Origin of the sequence: Kitasatospora sp. NPDC057518, assembly GCF_042802075.1 — a bacterium.
GTDB lineage: Bacteria > Actinomycetota > Actinomycetes > Streptomycetales > Streptomycetaceae > Kitasatospora.
Genome location: NZ_JBHVEU010000032.1, coordinates 15,647 through 34,189, shown reverse-complemented (window position 1 = coordinate 34,189; position 18,543 = coordinate 15,647). Strand labels below are relative to the sequence as shown.

General features: G+C 71.2%; 18 protein-coding genes and 1 riboswitch. Of the genes, 8 read left to right on the top strand and 10 right to left on the bottom strand.

Annotated features, from left to right (window positions below; genetic code table 11):
• Window positions 1–47: 47 nt before the first annotated feature.
• Together ACFU7Z_RS05600 and ACFU7Z_RS05595 are read right to left on the bottom strand one after the other, a co-directional pair.
• Window positions 48–740, bottom strand: coding sequence for a hypothetical protein (locus ACFU7Z_RS05600; protein WP_074000887.1), 693 nt, complete (start codon window positions 738–740; stop codon window positions 48–50).
• 134 nt (window positions 741–874) lie between these two features.
• Window positions 875–1,081 (bottom strand): hypothetical protein, encoded by a 207-nt coding sequence (locus tag ACFU7Z_RS05595; protein ID WP_049651844.1) that lies wholly within the window; start codon window positions 1,079–1,081, stop codon window positions 875–877.
• Between the two features lie 272 nt (window positions 1,082–1,353).
• Between ACFU7Z_RS05595 and ACFU7Z_RS05590 the strand changes: the two genes are divergently transcribed.
• Entirely contained in the window at window positions 1,354–2,331 is a 978-nt protein-coding gene (locus ACFU7Z_RS05590) for a carbohydrate kinase family protein (protein WP_049651843.1), read from the top strand.
• On the opposite strand, the gene ACFU7Z_RS05585 is transcribed toward ACFU7Z_RS05590, so the two are convergent.
• Entirely contained in the window at window positions 2,324–3,850 is a 1,527-nt protein-coding gene (locus ACFU7Z_RS05585) for a cysteine desulfurase/sulfurtransferase TusA family protein (RefSeq protein ID WP_380776372.1), read from the bottom strand. The genes ACFU7Z_RS05590 and ACFU7Z_RS05585 overlap by 8 nt on opposite strands.
• A 368-nt stretch (window positions 3,851–4,218) precedes the next feature.
• Here ACFU7Z_RS05585 and coxB point away from each other — a divergent pair, with 368 nt between their 5' ends.
• The 4 genes from coxB to ACFU7Z_RS05565 all read left to right on the top strand — a co-directional run bounded on the left by coxB (window position 4,219) and on the right by ACFU7Z_RS05565 (window position 8,712).
• Window positions 4,219–5,073 carry a cytochrome c oxidase subunit II gene (coxB, locus tag ACFU7Z_RS05580; RefSeq protein ID WP_049651842.1) on the top strand — a complete coding sequence of 285 codons (855 nt, stop codon included), beginning with the start codon at window positions 4,219–4,221 and terminating at the stop codon, window positions 5,071–5,073.
• Entirely contained in the window at window positions 5,070–6,845 is a 1,776-nt protein-coding gene (gene ctaD, locus ACFU7Z_RS05575; protein ID WP_074000888.1) for a cytochrome c oxidase subunit I, read from the top strand. The genes coxB and ctaD overlap by 4 nt, the downstream gene beginning before the upstream one ends.
• Window positions 6,845–7,267 carry a cytochrome c oxidase subunit 4 gene (locus ACFU7Z_RS05570; RefSeq protein ID WP_049651840.1) on the top strand — a complete coding sequence of 141 codons (423 nt, stop codon included), beginning with the start codon at window positions 6,845–6,847 and terminating at the stop codon, window positions 7,265–7,267. The genes ctaD and ACFU7Z_RS05570 overlap by 1 nt, the downstream gene beginning before the upstream one ends.
• 188 nt (window positions 7,268–7,455) lie before the next feature.
• Window positions 7,456–8,712, top strand: coding sequence for an Ig-like domain-containing protein (locus ACFU7Z_RS05565; RefSeq protein WP_380776369.1), 1,257 nt, complete (start codon window positions 7,456–7,458; stop codon window positions 8,710–8,712).
• 28 nt (window positions 8,713–8,740) lie between these two features.
• Here ACFU7Z_RS05565 and ACFU7Z_RS05560 read toward each other — a convergent pair whose 3' ends face one another.
• From ACFU7Z_RS05560 to ACFU7Z_RS05540, 5 genes are all read right to left on the bottom strand, one after another.
• Window positions 8,741–9,172, bottom strand: a complete 432-nt coding sequence (locus ACFU7Z_RS05560; protein ID WP_380776366.1) for a GntR family transcriptional regulator — start codon at window positions 9,170–9,172, stop codon at window positions 8,741–8,743.
• A gap of 206 nt (window positions 9,173–9,378) precedes the next feature.
• Complete coding sequence (locus tag ACFU7Z_RS05555) at window positions 9,379–11,040, bottom strand: ubiquinol-cytochrome c reductase cytochrome b subunit (protein ID WP_074000891.1); 1,662 nt, start codon at window positions 11,038–11,040, stop codon at window positions 9,379–9,381.
• The gene (locus ACFU7Z_RS05550) at window positions 11,037–12,089 is read right to left on the bottom strand and encodes a ubiquinol-cytochrome c reductase iron-sulfur subunit (RefSeq protein ID WP_049651837.1); all 1,053 of its coding nucleotides are present in this window, start codon (window positions 12,087–12,089) and stop codon (window positions 11,037–11,039) included. Before ACFU7Z_RS05550 ends, ACFU7Z_RS05555 begins: the two co-directional genes overlap by 4 nt.
• An 8-nt stretch (window positions 12,090–12,097) precedes the next feature.
• The gene (locus ACFU7Z_RS05545; RefSeq protein WP_049651836.1) at window positions 12,098–12,907 is read right to left on the bottom strand and encodes a c-type cytochrome; all 810 of its coding nucleotides are present in this window, start codon (window positions 12,905–12,907) and stop codon (window positions 12,098–12,100) included.
• Window positions 12,908–13,094: 187 nt separating this feature from the next.
• Entirely contained in the window at window positions 13,095–13,715 is a 621-nt protein-coding gene (locus tag ACFU7Z_RS05540) for a heme-copper oxidase subunit III (RefSeq protein WP_049651835.1), read from the bottom strand.
• A gap of 396 nt (window positions 13,716–14,111) precedes the next feature.
• Here ACFU7Z_RS05540 and ACFU7Z_RS05535 point away from each other — a divergent pair, with 396 nt between their 5' ends.
• From ACFU7Z_RS05535 to ACFU7Z_RS05525, 3 genes are all read left to right on the top strand, one after another.
• The gene (locus ACFU7Z_RS05535) at window positions 14,112–14,537 is read left to right on the top strand and encodes a hypothetical protein (RefSeq protein WP_049651834.1); all 426 of its coding nucleotides are present in this window, start codon (window positions 14,112–14,114) and stop codon (window positions 14,535–14,537) included.
• A 115-nt stretch (window positions 14,538–14,652) separates the two neighbouring features.
• Window positions 14,653–15,729 carry an anthranilate phosphoribosyltransferase gene (gene trpD / locus ACFU7Z_RS05530; RefSeq protein ID WP_107086441.1) on the top strand — a complete coding sequence of 359 codons (1,077 nt, stop codon included), beginning with the start codon at window positions 14,653–14,655 and terminating at the stop codon, window positions 15,727–15,729.
• A gap of 108 nt (window positions 15,730–15,837) precedes the next feature.
• Window positions 15,838–15,956, top strand: a riboswitch (SAM riboswitch).
• A gap of 51 nt (window positions 15,957–16,007) precedes the next feature.
• Window positions 16,008–17,390, top strand: a complete 1,383-nt coding sequence (locus ACFU7Z_RS05525) for an aminotransferase class V-fold PLP-dependent enzyme (protein WP_049651833.1) — start codon at window positions 16,008–16,010, stop codon at window positions 17,388–17,390.
• Window positions 17,391–17,393: 3 nt separating this feature from the next.
• Here ACFU7Z_RS05525 and ACFU7Z_RS05520 read toward each other — a convergent pair whose 3' ends face one another.
• Together ACFU7Z_RS05520 and ACFU7Z_RS05515 are read right to left on the bottom strand one after the other, a co-directional pair.
• Window positions 17,394–17,675 (bottom strand): Lrp/AsnC family transcriptional regulator, encoded by a 282-nt coding sequence (locus ACFU7Z_RS05520; protein WP_049651832.1) that lies wholly within the window; start codon window positions 17,673–17,675, stop codon window positions 17,394–17,396.
• A gap of 41 nt (window positions 17,676–17,716) precedes the next feature.
• Window positions 17,717–18,499 carry a rhomboid family intramembrane serine protease gene (locus ACFU7Z_RS05515; protein WP_380776363.1) on the bottom strand — a complete coding sequence of 261 codons (783 nt, stop codon included), beginning with the start codon at window positions 18,497–18,499 and terminating at the stop codon, window positions 17,717–17,719.
• Window positions 18,500–18,543 lie beyond the last annotated feature (44 nt).

Here is an 18,543-nt window from a genome sequence, read left to right as displayed (position 1 = left end):
GATCCCCGGGGCCGCCTTTCCGTTTCCGCCCGCGGGCGCCGCGGCGCCTACCGCCCGGCGACGTCCGGGGTGACCGGGTCCGGCCCCATGTGCGGGTCGCCCTCCAGCGGCAGCTCCTGACCGCTCGTCCTGTCGACCACCGTCCGCCCGGCCAGCGGCGAGCGCAGGTCGGCCGCGACCGACTGCCGCTTGGCCAGCGCGTTGCACACCTGCCCCGGCTGGACGGTGGGCGGGCCCGGCACGACCAGCACGTCCACCCGGCCCGGCTGCGACTCGTCCGCCTTCAGCGCGTACGTGGTGCAGACCCCGCCGAAGAAGTAGACGGTCAGCTTGGTGGTGCCGTCCACCCGGTAGGCGACCGGCGGACGGACGGGTGCGTCCGAACCGTTCGGGTTCGGCTCGCCCACCGCGATCCCGTTGCCCGGGGGAGTGGCCGGGGCCGGCTGCCCGGGCGGGGGCGAGGCCGGGCTGGGTGTGAAGCCGGTCGGCGGCTGGGCCGGCTGCGCGGCCCCGGAGGAACTCCCGGTCGGAGCCGCCGAGGACGGGCTCGCGGAGTCCGCCGGGGCCGGCGGCGAGGCACTGGCCGAGGCGGACGCGGCGGCCGAGCCGCTCGTCGCCGCGTCCGAGGCGGGCTTGCCGCCGCCGCTGCCGCAGCCGGCCACCGTCACCACCGCCGCCAGCACCAGACCCGTCAGGGCCACCGCTCGCCGACCGCGCCGGGGCATCGTCTCCAGATCCATCTGTACATCCTCCCGAGGGTTCAGCGGTGCCGCCTCCTCGCCGCTCCGCGCGGATGTGACGTGCTCCGGTCGGATCCGGTTCCGCACCGGTTCCGCCGCGGTTCCACGCGGGGCCGATCCGGTCCGGCGCGGGCTCAGAAGCCGTACTCGGCCATCCCGGCGACCACCCGCTGGGCCCCGGAGGACACCCGGAAGCCGGTCGAGGCGGGGGCGACGGGCTCCGGGCCGGCCGCGAGCTGCGGCCAGAACCGGCGCAGCCGCCGGGAGGAGTCCAGCAGGGCGTCGAGCGTCTCGCCGTCCTCGGTCCGCAGGACGGGCAGGGCACAGTGGTCGGTCATCATCCGGTATCGCTCCGATCCAGGGCCGCGGCCACGCTGCCGCGGTCGACGACGGGGCCCGCACGACGGGCCCCCCACGGCCGACCCTAGGCAGGGGCCCGGCCGCCCACCAGTGCTACCGGGAGGTAGTACACGGAGGAGGGCGACGGGTGCCACCATGGCCGTGGGGCGGCAACTTGCGGCACTCTTGCCGGGCGCTCCCCGGGGCCGGGTACCGTAGGCGGGTTCGTCCCCGCCTGCCCGCTGGCCCCGCAGCCACCCTGAGGAGACCCCCCGTGCGTATCGCCGTCGCCGGCTCGATCGCCACCGACCACCTGATGACGTTCCCCGGCCGGTTCGCCGACCAGCTCGTCGCCGAGCAGCTGCACACCGTGTCGCTGTCCTTCCTGGTCGACACCCTGGACATCCGCCGCGGCGGCGTCGCGCCGAACATCGCCTTCGGCATGGGTGTGCTCGGCCTGCGCCCGGTCCTGGTCGGCGCCGCCGGTGCGGACTTCGCCGAGTACCGCAGCTGGCTGGAGCGCAACAACGTGGACTGCGACTCCGTCCACATCTCCGAGACCCGGCACACCGCGCGCTTCATGTGCACCACGGACGAGGACCACAACCAGATCGCCTCGTTCTACACCGGTGCCATGGCCGAGGCCCGCAACATCGAGCTGAAGCCGATCGCCGACCGCGTCGGCGGCCTGGACCTCGTCCTGGTCGGCGCCGACGACCCGCAGGGCATGGTCCGCCACACCCAGGAGTGCCGCACCCGCGGCTACGCCTTCGCCGCCGACCCCTCCCAGCAGCTGGCCCGCCTGGAGGGCGAGGACATCCGCGAGATCGTGGACGGCGCCGCGTACCTCTTCACCAACGAGTACGAGGCCGCGCTGATCGAGACCAAGACCGGCTGGGGCGCCGAGGAGCTGCTCACCCGCGTCGGCACCCGGATCACCACCCTGGGCAGCAAGGGCGTCCGGATCGAGCGCAAGGGCGAGGCGCCGATCGTGGTCGGCTGCGCCAAGGAGGAGGCCAAGGTCGACCCGACCGGCGTCGGCGACGCCTTCCGCGCGGGCTTCCTGGCCGGCCTGTCCTGGGACCTCGACCTGGAGCGCTCCGCCCAGATCGGCTGCATGCTCGCCACCCTGGTGATCGAGACCGTCGGCACCCAGGAGTACGAGCTGCGCCCGGCCGCCTTCCTGAAGCGCTTCGAGGAGGCCTACGGCGCCGAGGCGGCCACCGAGATCAGCGCCCGCCTGGTCAAGTAGTCCGCCGGACGACGAGGTAGGCCGAGCCCCGGTCGCCGCCGTACTCGGCGGCCGGGGCCTCGCCCGCGTACTCCTGTCCGCGCATCCCGCACCAGGCCGGGATGTCCAGCCGGGCCGCCTCGTCGTCCGCCAGCACGACGACCGTGCCACCCGGCGGCACCTCGCCGATCCGCTTCGCCAGCTCGATCACCGGCAGCGGGCAGCGCTTGCCCAGCGCGTCGATCACTGTGACCCGCCCGCTCGCCTCCGGGCGCTCTGACCCGGTGCCGACGCTCCTCGCTCCGGCACTCCCTCCTTCGTCGGTCGCTTGTCGCTCCTCGCTTTCGGCACCGGCGCGCCCTTCGGCTCGGGGCGCAGCCCCGATCGCGGCCGGCGCCGGCCCGGGCGCCGGCAGGTCCAGCCCGAGCGGCGCCCGGACGCCGGCCACCAGGTCCGGCAGCACCGCGAGGAAGCGCTCCACGTCCGCCTCGGCCGTCCCGTACGGCAGCGAGACCCGGACGTTCCCCTCGGTGAGCACCCCCATCGCCGCCAGCACATGGCTGGGCGTCAGCGTGGACGAGGTGCAGGAGGAGCCGGAGGAGACCGCGAAACCGGCCCGGTCCAGCTCGGTCAGCAGCACCTCCCCGTCGACGTACAGACAGGAGAAGGTGACGATGTGCGGCAGCCGCCGCACCGGGTCGCCAACCACCTCGACCTCGGGCACCAGCCGCGGCACCCGGGCGCGGATCCGCTCCACCAGCGCGTGCAGCCGGGCGTTCTCCCGCTCGGCCTCGGCCCGTACGGCGCGCAGCGAGGCGGCCGCGGCCACGATCGCCGGGACGTTGACATAGCCGGGCACCCGGCCGCCCTCGCGCTCGTCGGCCGGCAGCGGCGAGGCGTACCGGACGCCCTTGCGCACCGCCAGCACCCCGACCCCGGGCGGGCCGCCCCACTTGTGGGCGCTCGCGGTCAGCAGCGACCAGCCCGCCGGGACGTCCGCCCGACCGGCGCTCTGCGCCGCGTCCACCAGCAGCGGGACGCCGGCCCCGGCGCACAGCGCGGCGACCTCGCCGACCGGCTGCACCGTCCCGACCTCGTGGTTGGCGCTCTGCAGCGCGGCCAGCGCGGTGTCCGGTCGCAGCAGCGCGGCGAAGGCCGCCGGGTCGGCCCGGCCGCCCCGGTCGACCGGCGCCACCGACACCTCGCCCCCGGCGCTTTCGTGGCGTTCGGCGACGTGCAGCACGCTGGAGTGCTCCACCGCGGAGTGCACGAAGTGGCCGCCGCGCCGCCGGTTCCCGGCCAGCGCGCCCAGCAGGCCGAGCTGGACGGCCTGGGTGCCGCTCGCGGTGAAGGAGATCTCGTCCGCCCGGGTGCCCAGCACCGCGGCCACCGTCTCGCGGGCGGCGTCCAGCAGCATCCGGGCCTGCCGGCCGGAGCGGTACAGCCGGGCCGGATCGGCCCAGCCCTCGTCCAGGGCGGCGGTCAGCGCCTGCCGGGCGACGGGGTGCAGAGGGGCCGTCGAGGCCGCGTCGAAGTACACGGTCACATTTAACGACACACCCGGCCGCGTCCCCGGTCGGTCGCGCGGCTCACCCGCCGTCAGTCGATCATCCCGAATGTCCGCTTCGTCCGCGCCCGACGGGCCATCACGGGCGTCGCCCGAGGTCATCCCCCGATCGGGCGTACGGACCTCGAATGCCTACGATGACCTGCGGCGCAGCCCCCACCGGGCCTGATCGGGCTAGCGGGCGGCGCGTTACCGGGGGCTGCCCGTCAGGAGCGCATAAGGCTGGAGTAGGGTTTGGCCCGCATAAGCATTCAAACCGTGCCCGTGGACGGGTCGCCGGGGAGGCTCACACTCCTCCCCGGGGCGACGCGAAGGCGGGCGAGACTTCGGGAAGGCGCTACGTGAGTCCCAACGGCTCCGACCGCTCGCCGCGGCGCACGATGCGGCGGAAGCTGCCTCAGGCGCTGGCACTGGGCCTCGTCATCGCGACCGCCACCGGCTGCTCGGCCAACGACCTCCCCAGGCTTGGCCTCCCGAGCCCCGTCACCAAGGAAGGGCCCATGGTCCTCCAGATGTGGCAGGGCTCCTGGATCGCGGCGCTGGTGGTCGGCGTACTGATGTGGGGTCTGATCATCTGGAGCGTGATCTTCCACCGGCGCAAGCGCACCGGTGTGGAGGTCCCCCCGCAGACCCGGTACAACGTGCCCATCGAGGCGCTCTACACCGCGGTCCCCATCATCATCGTCTCGGTCCTCTTCTACTTCGTCGCCCGCGACGAGTCGAAGCTGACGGCCACCTCCGAGAAGCCGCAGCACTACGTCAACGTGGTGGGCTTCCAGTGGAGCTGGGCGTTCAACTACGAGAACACCGAGACCCCCGACCCGGCCAACAAGGACGCCGCGTACGACGTCGGAACCCCCAAGGAGGTTCCGACGCTGTGGCTGCCGGTCAACGAGTCGGTGCAGTTCCGCCTCACCTCGCGTGACGTCATCCACGACTTCTGGCCCGTCAACTTCATGATGAAGATGGACGTCGTGCCGGGCGTGGTGAACAAGTTCGAGGTCACGCCGACCGTCAAGGGCGAGTACATGGGCAAGTGCGCCGAGCTCTGCGGCGTCGACCACTCGCGCATGCTGTTCAACGTCAAGGTCGTCGACCGCGCCGACTACGACAAGCACCTGGCCGAGCTTCGCGCCAAGGGCCAGAACGGCTGGGTGCCCTCCGGCCTCATCGGCATGGGAAGTGAAGAGAAGTGACCATCCTCAACGAGCCCGCCGCGGCCGGCGGGGGCGCCGATGCCGTCACGGTCGGGGCGCAGCGGACCCGGAAGCCGGGTTCCACCATCATCAAGTGGCTGACCACCACCGACCACAAGACGATCGGCACCCTGTACCTGGGCACGTCGTTCGCCTTCTTCCTGATCGGTGGCATCCTCGCCCTGGTCATGCGTGCCGAGCTGGCTCGTCCCGGGACCCAGATCCTGTCGAACGAGCAGTTCAACCAGGCGTTCACGATGCACGGCACGATCATGCTGCTGATGTTCGCGACGCCGCTCTTCGCCGGCTTCGCGAACTGGATCATGCCGCTCCAGATCGGCGCACCGGACGTGGCGTTCCCGCGTCTGAACATGTTCGCGTACTGGCTGTACCTCTTCGGCTCGACCATCGCGGTGGCCGGCTTCGTGACCCCGAACGGCGCCGCCGACTTCGGTTGGTTCGCCTACTCCCCGCTGTCCGACGCGGTGCACTCGCCCGGCGTCGGCGGCGACATGTGGATCATGGGTCTGGCCTTCTCCGGCTTCGGCACGATCCTCGGTGCGGTCAACTTCATCACCACGATCATCTGCATGCGCGCTCCGGGCATGACGATGTTCCGGATGTCGATCTTCGTCTGGAACGTCCTGCTGACCTCGGTGCTGGTCCTGCTGGCCTTCCCGGTGCTGGCCGCCGCGCTGTTCGCCCTGGAGGCGGACCGCAAGTTCGGTGCCCACGTCTTCGACCCGGCCAACGGCGGGGCGATGCTCTGGCAGCACCTGTTCTGGTTCTTCGGCCACCCCGAGGTGTACATCATCGCGCTGCCGTTCTTCGGCATCGTGTCGGAGATCATCCCGGTCTTCAGCCGCAAGCCGATGTTCGGCTACTCCGGCCTGATCGCGGCCACCATCGCGATCGCCGGTCTGTCCGTGACGGTGTGGGCGCACCACATGTACGTCACCGGGCAGGTACTGCTGCCGTTCTTCTCGTTCATGACCTTCCTGATCGCGGTCCCGACCGGTGTGAAGTTCTTCAACTGGGTCGGCACCATGTGGAAGGGCTCGCTGAGCTTCGAGACCCCGATGCTCTGGACGGTCGGCTTCCTGGTCACCTTCCTCTTCGGTGGTCTGACCGGTGTCCTGCTGGCCTCCCCGCCGATCGACTTCCACGTCTCGGACTCGTACTTCGTCGTCGCCCACTTCCACTATGTGGTCTTCGGCACCGTCGTGTTCGCGATGTTCGCCGGCTTCCACTTCTGGTGGCCGAAGATGACCGGCAAGATGCTGGACGAGCGCCTCGGCAAGATCACCTTCTGGACGCTGTTCTTCGGCTTCCACACCACCTTCCTGGTGCAGCACTGGCTCGGCGCGGAGGGCATGCCCCGCCGCTACGCCGACTACCTGGCCTCGGACGGCTTCACCACCCTGAACACCGTCTCGACCATCGGCTCCTTCGTGCTCGGCCTGTCGATCCTGCCGTTCCTCTACAACGTCTGGAAGACCGCCAAGTACGGCGAGAAGGTCACCGTGGACGACCCGTGGGGCTTCGGCCGCTCGCTGGAGTGGGCGACCTCCTGCCCGCCGCCGCGGCACAACTTCCTCACCCTCCCGCGGATCCGCTCCGAATCCCCGGCCTTCGACCTCCACCACCCGGAGATCGCCGCGCTGGACTACCTGGAGAACCACGGTGAGCCGGCCAAGCACCTCGCCGGCGTGACCCCGGCGAAGTACGACGCCCCGAAGCTGGGCAAGGGCAACAAGGAGGGCGACGCCTGATGAAGGAACAGGGAAAGATCTTCCTGGGCCTGTCGGTCTTCGTGCTGGCCATGGCCATCACCTACGGCCTGTGGACCAACTCCGACACCAACGGCCCGGGCCTGGAGGCCGCCGGTACCACGGCGCTGTTCCTGGCCTTCGCGCTGTGCGCCTTCATCGGGTACTACCTCGCCTTCACCGCCCGCCGGGTGGACAGCGGCGCGGGTGACAACCCCGAGGCCGAGGTCGCGGACGACTCCGGCGAGCTGGGCTTCTTCGCCCCGCACAGCTGGCAGCCGCTCTCGCTGGCGCTCGGTGGCGCGCTCGCCTTCCTGGGCGTGATCTTCGGCTGGTGGCTGATGTTCTGGGCCGCCCCGATCATCATGATCGGCATCTTCGGATGGGTCTTCGAGTTCTACCGCGGCGAGAACCAGAACCAGTAGGGTTCGCGCTCGTGCACCAGGGCCGGTCCTCCCGTACGGGGGGACCGGCCCTGCCGCGTTCCCGGACGCCGCTGCGTCCCCGGGATGACGGCCTCACTCAGCTGGGTGAACCGGATGTCCCTCGGATGTCGCTTCACCGGGGGCGTTCCTACGATCTGATCAATCGTGCGAAACCTTCGGAGGCGGCCATGGCCGACAGGCGCGGAATCGCAGCTCTCGGCGGCATCTCGCTGGCCCTCGCCGTGCTGGCCCCGCTGGCCGGCTGCACGGCCCGGGACGAGGAGCCGGTCGGACCGCACCGGGTCGACGCGGCCCCGCTGGTCCACCTCTCGGCGGACGCCAAGGCGGACCCCTCCCAGCCGGTCACCGTGACGGCCGTCCAGGACAGCCGGCTCACCGACGTCACCGTGGTCGGCCCGGACGGCCGGGTGGTCGCCGGGAAGCTCGCCGAGGACCAGCGCAGCTGGCAGACCACCGGCCGGCTGAAGGCCGCCACCGCGTACACGGTGCGGATCTCCGCCGACGACGGCAAGGGCGGCCGCGGCGACACCACCGCGAGCTTCAGCACCCTCGCCGCCGAACGCCTGCTCACCGCCAAGCTCGGCCCGGACTCCTCCGGCAGCGGCGTCTACGGGGTGGGCCAGCCGCTCACCGTGGAGCTCTCCGAGGCGGTGAAGGACCCCCAGGCCCGCCAGGAGGTCGAGCGCGCCCTGACCGTCGGCTCCCAGCCCGCCGTCACCGGCGCCTGGTACTGGGTGGACGACAAGAACCTGCACTTCCGTCCGGAGGAGTACTGGCCGGCCGGGACGACCGTCTCGCTGGCCTTCGACGGCACCGGCAGCCGGATCGCCGACGGCCTGTACGGCGGTGACCGCAGCTCGCTGAAGCTGCGGATCGGCGAGCGGGTGGAGTCGGTGATCGACGCGGCCGCCCACGAGCTCACCCTGAAGCGTGACGGCGAGGCGCTGCGGACCATCCCGGTCACCACCGGCAAGCCCGGCTTCGACACCCGCAACGGCGTCAAGGTGGTGCTCGGCCAGGAGCGGTCGGTCCGGATGAACGGCGAGACGATCGGGATAGCGCCGGGCAGCACGGAGTCCTACGACCTCGACGTGCTCTGGGCCACCCGGGTGACCTGGAGCGGCGAGTACGTCCACGCGGCGCCCTGGTCGGTCGGCTCGCAGGGCGTAGAGAACGTCAGCCACGGCTGTACCGGTATGAGCACCGGCAACGCCGAGTGGTTCTTCCAGCACACCCGGGTGGGGGACCTGGTGACGGTGGTGAACAGCCGTGGCGGCCGGATGGAGCCCTTCGGCAACGGCTTCGGGGACTGGAACATCGCCTGGACGGACTGGGTCAAGCACAGTGCCTCCGGACAGCCCGTCAGCACCACCGCACCGGCCTCCCAGGCCCCCGCCGCCGGGATGGTCCGCCCCGAGCTCTGAGACCCCCTGAGGCGCCCTCCGGGGCGCCTCAGCCCTGCGGGTAGGCCAGCCGCAGGGCGGTGTCCACGGCGGCCAGGGCCTCCGCGCGGGAGACGCCCAGGCGGCTCGCCCGGGCGGCGTACTCGGCGGCGGCCTCGGCGGCCAGCCGGTGCGCGGCGTCCCCGGTGGCGGCGATCAGCGTGCCGCGCCGGCCGTGGGTCTCCACCACGCCGTCCGCCTCCAGCTCGCGGTAGGCCCGGGCGACGGTGCCGGCCGCCAGTCCCAGCTCCTCGGCCAGGGCGCGGACGGTGGGCAGCCGCAGCCCGGTCGGCAGCTCGCCGGAGCGGGCCCGGTCGGCGATCTGGGCGCGGATCTGCTCGTACGGGGGAGTGGCCGAGGCGGGGTCGACGGACAGCTGCACGGGGGCTCCAGGTGGCGCGGGCGGCGGGTAAGGGAAAGCCAGCGGGCCTGTCCGGCACATCTTTGCCGGGCCCGCGACGCCCGAGCACGCACCTCGCGGCGTTGTCGTCGGTCGCCAATGCTCCGCAGTGGCTCCCTCCTCCGCCTTGCGATGCACGCACTCAGACGCCGCGGTCTGATCCGACAAGATGCGCCGGACAGGCCCGAGGGCCGCCGACCAGAACTCTGGTCAGCGGCCCTCGGGGTGACGCGGTGGTGCCTACGGGATCAGTGGTGGCCGTGGCCGCTGGTGATCTCGTGGTGCTCCTCGGCGGTCGGCTTGGGGATCTGGCTGCCCTCGCCGTAGAAGCCGCGGGAGAGCTTGGCCCGGGTGCGGGTGACGACGCCGGCCTTGCGGGCCACGCCGTTCTCGTCCGTCTGGGCCGGCAGCTCGACCGGCTGGTTCTGGTCGTGCGCGGTGAGCTTGTACAGGTCCTTCTGCGGCAGCTGGGTGTGCACCTCGACGAACTCGCCGTGCGGCAGGCGCTTGATGACGCCCGACTCGCGGCCGTGCAGCACCTTCTCCTTGTCACGGCGCTGGAGGCCGAGGCACCAGCGCTTGGTGATGATGAAGACGACGACCGGGACGACGAAGAAGCCGACGCGGACGAAGTAGGTGACCGAGTTGATCGACAGGTGCAGGTGGGTGGCGAACAGGTCGTTGCCACCGGCCATCAGCAGGATCAGGTAGAGGCTGATCCAGGCGGCGCCCAGGGCGGTGCGGACCGGGGCGTTGCGCGGGCGGTCCAGGATGTGGTGCTCGCGCTTGTCGCCGGTGATCCAGCCCTCGATGAACGGGTAGGCCGCGATCGAGACCAGGACCAGCGGGAAGATCGCCAGCGGGACCATGACACCCAGGTTGAGGGTGTGGCCGCCCCAGACGCTGATCTCCCAGCCGGGCATGATCCGGATCAGGCCCTCGGAGAAGCCCATGTACCAGTCGGGCTGGGCGTCCGTGGACACCTGGTCGGGACGGTACGGGCCGTACGCCCAGATCGGGTTGATCGTGGCGATCGCCGAGATGACGGCGATGAGGCCGAACACCAGGAAGAAGAAGCCACCGGCCTTGGCCATGTAGACCGGCATCAGCGGCATGCCGACGACGTTCTTCTCGGTCTTGCCCGGGCCCGCCCACTGGGTGTGCTTGTGGTAGAAGACCAGGATCAGGTGGGCCACCAGCAGGCCGAGCATGATGCCCGGGATCAGCAGCACGTGGATGGTGAAGAACCGCGGCACGATGTCGTGGCCGGGGAACTCGCCCCCGAACAGGAACATCTGGACGTAGGTGCCGATCAGCGGGACGGCGAGGATCGCGCCTTCCATGAAGCGGATACCGGTGCCCGACAGCAGGTCGTCCGGCAGGGAGTAGCCGAAGAAGCCGTCGAACATGCCCAGGATCAGCAGCAGGAAGCCGAAGACCCAGTTGATCTCACGCGGCTTGCGGAACGCGCCGGTGAAGAACACGCGCATCATGTGGACGAGCATCGCGGCCACGAAGACCAGGGCGGCCCAGTGGTGGATCTGCCGGATCAGCAGACCGCCGCGGACCTCGAAGCTGATGTCCACCGTGGAGGCGTAGGCCTCCGACATCGGGATGCCCTTGAGCGGCACGTACGAGCCGTCGTAGACGACCTCGGCCATCGAGGGCTTGAAGAACAGCGTCAGGTAGACACCGGTCAGGATGATGATGACGAAGGTGTAGAGGCAGATCTCGCCCAGCATGAAGGACCAGTGGTCCGGGAAGATCTTCCGCAGGTTGGCCTTGGCGAGGGAGTAGATCCCCAGCCGGCCGTCAGTCCAGTCAGCCGCGGCTTCCCACTTGTTGGCGGGCTTTTCACGCGTGCTGGAGGGCTTGGCGGCACCGGTCGTGGTGCTGCTCGCGCTACTCATCGAGCACGCTCCCAGTAGCTCGGGCCGACGGGCTCCGCGAAGTCGCCGGTGGCGACCAGGTTGCCCTTCTCGTCAGTGATGATCTTCAGCTGCGGCAGCGGGTGGCCGGCCGGGCCGAAGATCACGCGGGCGCCGTCCGCCAGGTCGAAGGTCGACTGGTGGCAGGGGCAGAGCGCGTGGTGGGTCTGCTGCTCGTACAGGCTGATCGGGCAGCCGACGTGGGTGCAGATCTTGGAGTAGGCGAGGATGCCCTCGAAACCCAGCTCCTTGGACTTGTCGTCCTTGATGTCCTCGGGCGCGATGCGGACCAGCATCAGGGCGTCCTTGGCGATCCGCTGCTGGAAGTCCTCGCTGTGCGTGGACAGGCCCTCCGGCATGGCGAACGTGAGCGAGCCGACGATGATGTCCTCGGGCTTCATCGGCTGCATGGTGTTCATGTTGATGAGCTGCAGCGGCTTGGTCTCGGTCGCCTCCTTCCAACCGGTCTCCTTGAGCTTCTTCTCGGGAAGCGGGCCAAGGTCACGGAGCAGGACCACGCCGGAGAGCGGGACCAGCGCCATGGAGCCGATCAGGGTGTTGCGGATCATCTTGCGGCGGCCGAAGCCGGACTCGGCGGCACCGGTCTTGAACTGCTCGATGACGTCGTTGCGGACCTCGTCGGAGGCCTCGATCGGGTGACGCTCGGCGGGCAGCTCGACGTCCGACATCAGCGTGCGGGCCCAGTGGACCGCACCCGCGCCGATCATGAACAGCGCGACGCCCAGGGTCAGGCCGAGCGCGAAGTTCAGCGCGCTGACGTGACCGAGCGGGAAGATGTAGACGATCTTGTCCGGGTCGATGGCCACGTACGAGGCGATGAACCCGACGGTGGCGAGCATCGAGACCACGAACATCAGCGAGACCTGGCGCTCGGCACGCGACGCGGCCTTCTCGTCGATGTCGGTGCGACGGGGCTCGTGGGCCGGCAGGCCCGGGTCGGCGAACGGGCTGCCGTGGTCGGCCACCTCGCCGGCGGAGCCGTGCGGCTCCGGGAGCTTCTCTTCTGACATGTCGTGGCTCATGACTTCTTGGCCTTGGTGGTGTGGGCGGCGACCCAGATCGCGACCGCGATGAGCGTGCCGAGGCCGAAGATCCAGCCGAACAGACCCTCGGTCACCGGACCGAGGCTGCCCAGGGTGAGACCGCCGGGGTTGGGCTCATCGTTGGTGGTGTGGCGGACGAAGGCCACGATCTGCTTCTTCTGCTCCTCGGGCATGGTGGTGTCCGGGAACGACGGCATGTTCTGCGGGCCGGTCTGCATGGCCTCGTAGATGTGCTTGGCGTCCACGCCCTCCAGCGAGGGGGCGTACTTGCCCTTGGTCAGGGCACCACCCTGGCCGGCGAAGTTGTGGCACTGGGCGCAGTTGGTGCGGAACAGCTCGCCACCCTTGGAGACGTCCTCGGGGTTGGTCGAGGTGAACTGCTCCTCCGTCGGGGTCACCGGGCCGGGACCGAGGGAGGCGACGAAGGCGGCGAGCTGGTCGATCTCCGCCTGCGAGTAGATGTTCTTCTTGCGCGGGACCTGGGCGCCGGGCTGCTGGGCCGGCATGCGGCCGGTGCCGACCTGGAAGTCGACAGCGGCGGAGCCGACGCCGACCAGGCTCGGACCGTCACTGCTGCCCTGGCCGTTCAGGCCGTGGCAGGAGGAGCAGCCCACGGCGAAGAGCTTCTTGCCCTCATCGATCGCGAGCGACTGCGCGGCGACGTCGGCCTGCGCCTTGTCGGCGGGCGCGAACGCGGCGTACAGCCCCCCGGTTGCCGCCAGGGCGAGAAGTAGGACGACCAGCGCCGCCAATGGGTGGCGCCGTCGTGCGGAGAGCTTTTTCACGGAATAACCCCGGTGTCAGGATCTGGTCGACTGGTGGGTGCACCCGGCGGCCGGTCTGGCCGGCACGAGGCTGCCTGTCTAGGGCTGCGCGCGCGGTCGGTCGGTGGGAGCGTCGGCACCGGCAGAAGCGGCCCGTCGCCGGTGAGGGCGGGGGCCGCAGCCGGTGGCCAGCGACCTGATCAGCTGGTTACTTGATCAGGTAGATGGTCGCGAACAGGCCGATCCACACGACGTCGACGAAGTGCCAGTAGTACGACACGACGATCGCGGCGGTGGCCTGCTCGTGCGTGAAGCGCTTGGCTGCGTACGTCCGTCCCAGGACCAGCAGGAAGGCGATCAGACCACCCGTCACGTGCAGCCCGTGGAAGCCGGTGGTCAGGTAGAACACCGTGCCGTACGGGTCGGAGGACAGCGACAGGCCGTCCTTCTTGACCAGCTCGGTGTACTCGAAGACCTGGCCGCCGATGAAGACCGCGCCCATGGCGAACGTGAGGATGAACCACGCCCGGAGCTTCTTCACGTCTCCGCGCTCGGCGGCGAACACGCCGAGCTGACAGGTCAGCGAGGAGAGCACCAGGATCGTGGTGTTGACCGAGGAGAAGGGCACGTTGAGGGCGTGGGCCTTCTCGGTCCAGAACTCCGGCCCCTTGACGGAGCGGAGCGTGAAGTACATCGCGAAGAGGGCCGCGAAGAACATCAACTCGGAACTGAGCCAGACGATCGTTCCGACGCTGACCATGTTCGGCCGGTTGACCGATCCGTGCGCGTGCCCGGTTTCTACTGCTGTTGCTGTCGCCACGACGGACATTATGTCGGTCCCTTATTCCGTCTTCACGTCGGGGGGTGTCCCTCGGAGTGTCCGGTGCGTGCGGTATGCCCGCTTGGGGGGCGACGGGGTGTCCGTACGGGGGGTGAGCAGCGGCGTGTCCCTTTTCTGATGGTTCCTCGGAGGAGCCTGGACCCCGTTGCCCGGCGCGCCGGTGCACGGTCGGAGTAGCCGGGGGAGGTAGGGGGGAGGGCGTCCGGGTGAGCCGTACGGGTGGACCGGGCGGGGTCGGGTGACGGGCCGTCCTCCAGGCGGGTGAGTCCGGGGCGCGGCGGCTTGAGGAGGAACGTGCGCGAGGGGGACTCGGCGGAGGGTGATCGGGAGTAGCATCCGGATCAGGCGAACGTGGTCCGGATCACACTTGAGGGAGCAGGGCCCATGGCGTACACGACCGATGAGACGCTCACCGTCCTCGTCTACAGCGACGACCGCAACACCCGCGAGCAGGTGCTGACGGCGCTCGGCCGCCGCCCTGCCGAGGACCTTCCGGAACTGTCCTACCTGGAGTGCGCGACCACCCCCGCGGTGCTCAAGGCACTGGAGAAGGGGGGAGTGGACCTCTGCGTGCTGGACGGCGAGGCCGTTCCGGCCGGCGGGCTGGGCCTCGGGCGCCAGCTCAAGGACGAGATCTACGGCTGCCCGCCGGTCCTGGTGCTGATCGGCCGGCCGCAGGACTCCTGGCTGGCCGCCTGGAGCCGGGCCGACGCCGCGATCTCCCGTCCGGTGGAGCCGGTGGCGCTGGCCGGGGCGGTCGCCACCCTGCTGCGGGACCGGCTGGCGAAGCGGACTCCGGCAGTCCGCTGAAATCCGCGCCAGGAGTAGGAAAGACAGGGGTAGAAGCGGGCGCTCCGCTCGATAGGCTGGCTCCATCCGTACGGACGTCCCCGGAGCGGGGAACCGACAACAGCTGGAGTCAGCCATGGTGAACGTGAACCCTGCGAACGGCGGTAGCGACCCCGCGCAGGTGGTCCGCACCTGGCCGGACCTCCTGGCGGCACTGTTGCAGGGGGAGGACCTCGACCGCTCGTCCACCGCGTGGGCGATGGACCGGATCATGAGCGGCGAGGCGTCCCCCGTCCAGGTGGCCGGGTTCATGATCGCGCTGCGGGCCAAGGGCGAGTCGGTCGAGGAGATCGCCGGCCTGGTCGACGCGATGTACGCGCACGCCGAGCCGCTGGAGATCCCCGGCCCGGCGGTGGACATCGTCGGCACCGGCGGGGACCGGGCGAAGACCGTCAACATCTCCACCATGTCGGCGATCGTCGCGGCGGCCGCCGGCGCCAAGGTGGTCAAGCACGGCAACCGGTCGGCCTCCTCGACCAGCGGCTCCTCGGACGTGCTGGAGAAGCTCGGGGTGGCGCTGGACCTCTCCCCCCGGCGGGTCGCCGAGGTGGCCGAGGAGGTCGGGCTGACCTTCTGCTTCGCGGCGAAGTTCCACCCCTCGATGCGGCACGCCGCCACCGCGCGGCGCGACCTCGGGGTGCCGACCGCCTTCAACATCCTCGGTCCGCTGACCAACCCGGCCAAGGTCACCGCGCACGCCATCGGCTGCTTCGACACCCGGCTGTCCGGGCTGATCGCCGGGGTGCTGGCCCGGCGGGGCGCCACCGCGCTGGTCTTCCGCGGCGACGACGGGCTGGACGAGCTGACCATCACCACCACCTCGCAGGTCTGGCTGGTGCGCGACGGGGTCGTCACCGAGTCCACCTTCGACCCGCGGGACGTGGGCATCGAGCTGGTCGGCATCGAGGCGCTGCGCGGGGCGGACGCCTCGTACAACGCCGAGGTCGCGCGGCGGCTGCTGGCCGGCGAGCACGGGCCGGTGCGGGACGCCGTCCTGCTGAACACGGCGGCGGCGCTGGTCGCGCTGGAGCTGGGCGACGCGCCGCTCACCGAGCAGCTGGCGGCCGGCATGGAGCGGGCCGCGAAGGCGATCGACTCCGGGGCCGCGCAGGACCTGCTGCGGCGCTGGTCGGAGGCCACCAGCCGGGCCTGAGGCGGAAGTTGGGGAGCCCGTGCCGGTACGTCGGCGCGGGCTCCCGTGCTGTCCGGATGCTGGATGCCCGTTTGACCACCCGGTGGACCCGGCCTAGAGTCTTCGCCAGGTCATGAGTGACAGCGCCAAGCCCCAGCTGGCTGTCCGGCAACCCTCCGTCCGTGGCGGGGTGCCCTGGGTGAGGACCGGGTCGTCACGGCAAGCCGTCCGTGCGACAAGCGCGGACGCCCGACGACTAGCACTCCCGGGGTCCCTTGCCCCAGAAGGAGTGCATCCCCATGTCTCTGGCCACCGAAATCCGCACCCCGCTCGCCGTCCTCGGCGCCGACGTCCAGGTCCCGCTCGCCAGCGGTGAGAAGGTCGGCTACGCGGCGCTCGACTACGCGGCGAGCTCGCCGGCGCTCCAGCGGGTGTGGGACGACGTCGCCGCCTACGCGCCGTACTACGGCAGCGTCCACCGCGGGGCCGGGTACCTCTCCCAGCTGTCCACCGACCTGTTCGAGCAGAGCCGCCGCACCGTCGGCGAGTTCCTCGACCTGCGCGAGGGCGACCAGGTGGTCTTCACCCGGGCCACCACCGACTCGCTCAACCTGCTGGCCTCCGCCGTCCCGGCCGGCACCCGGGTGTTCGCCTTCGAGACCGAGCACCACGCCTCGCTGCTGCCCTGGGCGCACGCCGGACTGGACGTCACCTACCTGCGGGCGCCGCGCTCGCGGGCCGAGGCGGTGGCCGCGCTGGACGCCGCGCTCGCCGAGGCGCCCGAGGGCCCCAAGCTGCTCTGCGTCACCGGCGCCTCCAACGTGACCGGCGAGCTGTGGCCGGTCGCCGAGCTGACCGCGACCGCGCACCGGCACGGCGCCCGGGTGGTGCTGGACGCCGCCCAGCTGGCGCCGCACCACCGGGTCTCGGTGCGCGAGCTGGACGTCGACTGGATCGCCTTCTCCGGCCACAAGATCTACGCGCCGTTCGGCGCCGGGGTGCTGGCCGGCCGGGCGGACTGGCTGGACGCGGCCGAGCCGTACCTGGCCGGCGGCGGGGCGACCCGGACGGTGGCCCGGGAGGCCGACGGCTCGGTGGCCGTGCAGTGGCACACCGGCCCGGCCCGGCACGAGGCCGGCTCGCCGAACGTCATCGGCGCCTACGCGATCGCCTCGGCCTGCCGGGCGCTGACCGAGGCCGGCTTCGACGGGCTGGAGGCCCGCGAGCAGCAGCTGATCGCCCGGCTGACGGCCGGGCTGGCCGAGATCCCGCAGGTCAAGGTGCTGAACCTGTTCGGCGAGGGCTCCGCCCGGGTGGGCGTGCTGTCCTTCGTCGTCCGGGACTGGAACAGCTCGCACTTCTCCGCCGCGCTGTCCGCCGAGTACGGCATCGGGGTGCGCGACGGCCTGTTCTGCGCCCACCCGCTGGTGCGCACGCTGCTGGGCGACGAGGACGAGGCACCGTCCGAGTGTGGTGCGCCCGAGCCGTCGCTGCCGGGCGAGCGCAGCCTGAACGCGATCCGGGTGAGCTTCGGCGCCGGGACGCCGGACGAGCACGTCGACCGCTTCCTGACCGCCGTCCGGGAGCTGGTCACGGAGGGCGCGGCGTGGAACTACCGCAACGAGGGCGGGCGCTGCGTCGCCACCGTGCAGGTCGAGCGGGGCCGGCGCGCCGAGGGCTGACCGCTACTCGTCCAGGCCGAGGGCGAAGGCGGCCTCCAGGTCGTGCTGGGAGTAGGTGCGGAAGGCGATCTGGGTCTCGGTGTGGGCCACGCCCGGGACCTTGTTGAGCCGGCCCGGGATGACCTCGGCCAGGTCGTCGTGCCGGCGCACCCGCACCATCGCCACCAGGTTGTAGCCCCCCGTCACCGAGTAGACCTCGCTCACGCCGTCGATGGCGGCGATGGATTCGGCGATCTCCGGGATGCGGTCGACACTGGTCTTGATCAGGACGATGGCGGTGATCACAGTTCGGGCTCCTTTGTGGGGTGCCGCCAGCGTATCGGGCGTCAGCCCGGTCGTCGCGGGGGGTGGCGGACCACGGTGCAGGCGTAGAGGAACCCGGCCGAGAAGCCGATCACGTGGACCAGGTACGCCACCCCGGGGCCGGCCGCGTGCACCGACCACCACTGCAGGACGAACCAGAGGCCGAGCACCAGCCAGGCCGGGAAGCGCAGCGGCAGGAAGAACAGCAGCGGGACGAGGGTGGTCACCCGGGCCCGGGGGTGGAGGCGCAGGTAGGCCCCGAGGGCGGCGGCGATCGCCCCGGAGGCCCCGATGAGCACCCGGGTGGAGTTCGGCGAGTGCGCCTCGGTGAGCGCGAAGCCGTACGTGGTCAGGCTGCCGGCGGCCAGGTAGAAGACGGCGTACCGGGCCCGGCCCAGCCGCCGTTCGACGGTGGGGCCGAAGACCTGGAGGAAGAGCAGGTTCCCGAGCAGGTGCAGCCAGCCGGCGTGCAGGAAGAGCCCGGTGAGGACGGACAGCGCCGGGCGCTTGCCCGGGGTCGGGGCGGCCGGGCAGCCGGGGACCGGGTCGGGGGCCTCGGCGAGCTGTTCGGCGGTCAGCGGCCGTCCGGCCAGCACCTCGGCCGGGACGGCGCCCCAGCGCTGCTCGTACCGCTGCTCCGCGCAGACCCGGGCCTGGCCGGTGCCGTACAGCGGGTTGAGCCCCGCGGCCGGGCCGAGCAGGAAGACCAGGGTGTTGAGGGCGATCAGGGCGTAGCTGACCACGGGGGCGGTCGCCGCCGGGCGGCCGCCCCGGGCGGCGGTGTGGTCGGGGACCGCGAGCGCCATGCGGCCAAGCATCCCTCCGGGCGCCGCAGGTGACACGGCGGTTT

Coding starts and splice junctions, on each gene's coding strand:
- ACFU7Z_RS05600 (WP_074000887.1), bottom strand. CDS start 740: ATGGATCTGGAGACGATGCCCCGGCGCGGTCGGCGAGCGGTGGCCCTG.
- ACFU7Z_RS05595 (WP_049651844.1), bottom strand. CDS start 1,081: ATGATGACCGACCACTGTGCCCTGCCCGTCCTGCGGACCGAGGACGGC.
- ACFU7Z_RS05570 (WP_049651840.1), top strand. CDS start 6,845: ATGAAGGAACAGGGAAAGATCTTCCTGGGCCTGTCGGTCTTCGTGCTG.
- ACFU7Z_RS05565 (WP_380776369.1), top strand. CDS start 7,456: ATGGCCGACAGGCGCGGAATCGCAGCTCTCGGCGGCATCTCGCTGGCC.
- ACFU7Z_RS05560 (WP_380776366.1), bottom strand. CDS start 9,172: ATGTGCCGGACAGGCCCGCTGGCTTTCCCTTACCCGCCGCCCGCGCCA.
- ACFU7Z_RS05555 (WP_074000891.1), bottom strand. CDS start 11,040: ATGAGTAGCGCGAGCAGCACCACGACCGGTGCCGCCAAGCCCTCCAGC.
- ACFU7Z_RS05550 (WP_049651837.1), bottom strand. CDS start 12,089: ATGTCAGAAGAGAAGCTCCCGGAGCCGCACGGCTCCGCCGGCGAGGTG.
- ACFU7Z_RS05540 (WP_049651835.1), bottom strand. CDS start 13,715: ATGTCCGTCGTGGCGACAGCAACAGCAGTAGAAACCGGGCACGCGCAC.
- ACFU7Z_RS05535 (WP_049651834.1), top strand. CDS start 14,112: ATGGCGTACACGACCGATGAGACGCTCACCGTCCTCGTCTACAGCGAC.
- trpD (WP_107086441.1), top strand. CDS start 14,653: ATGGTGAACGTGAACCCTGCGAACGGCGGTAGCGACCCCGCGCAGGTG.
- ACFU7Z_RS05525 (WP_049651833.1), top strand. CDS start 16,008: ATGTCTCTGGCCACCGAAATCCGCACCCCGCTCGCCGTCCTCGGCGCC.
- ACFU7Z_RS05515 (WP_380776363.1), bottom strand. CDS start 18,499: ATGGCGCTCGCGGTCCCCGACCACACCGCCGCCCGGGGCGGCCGCCCG.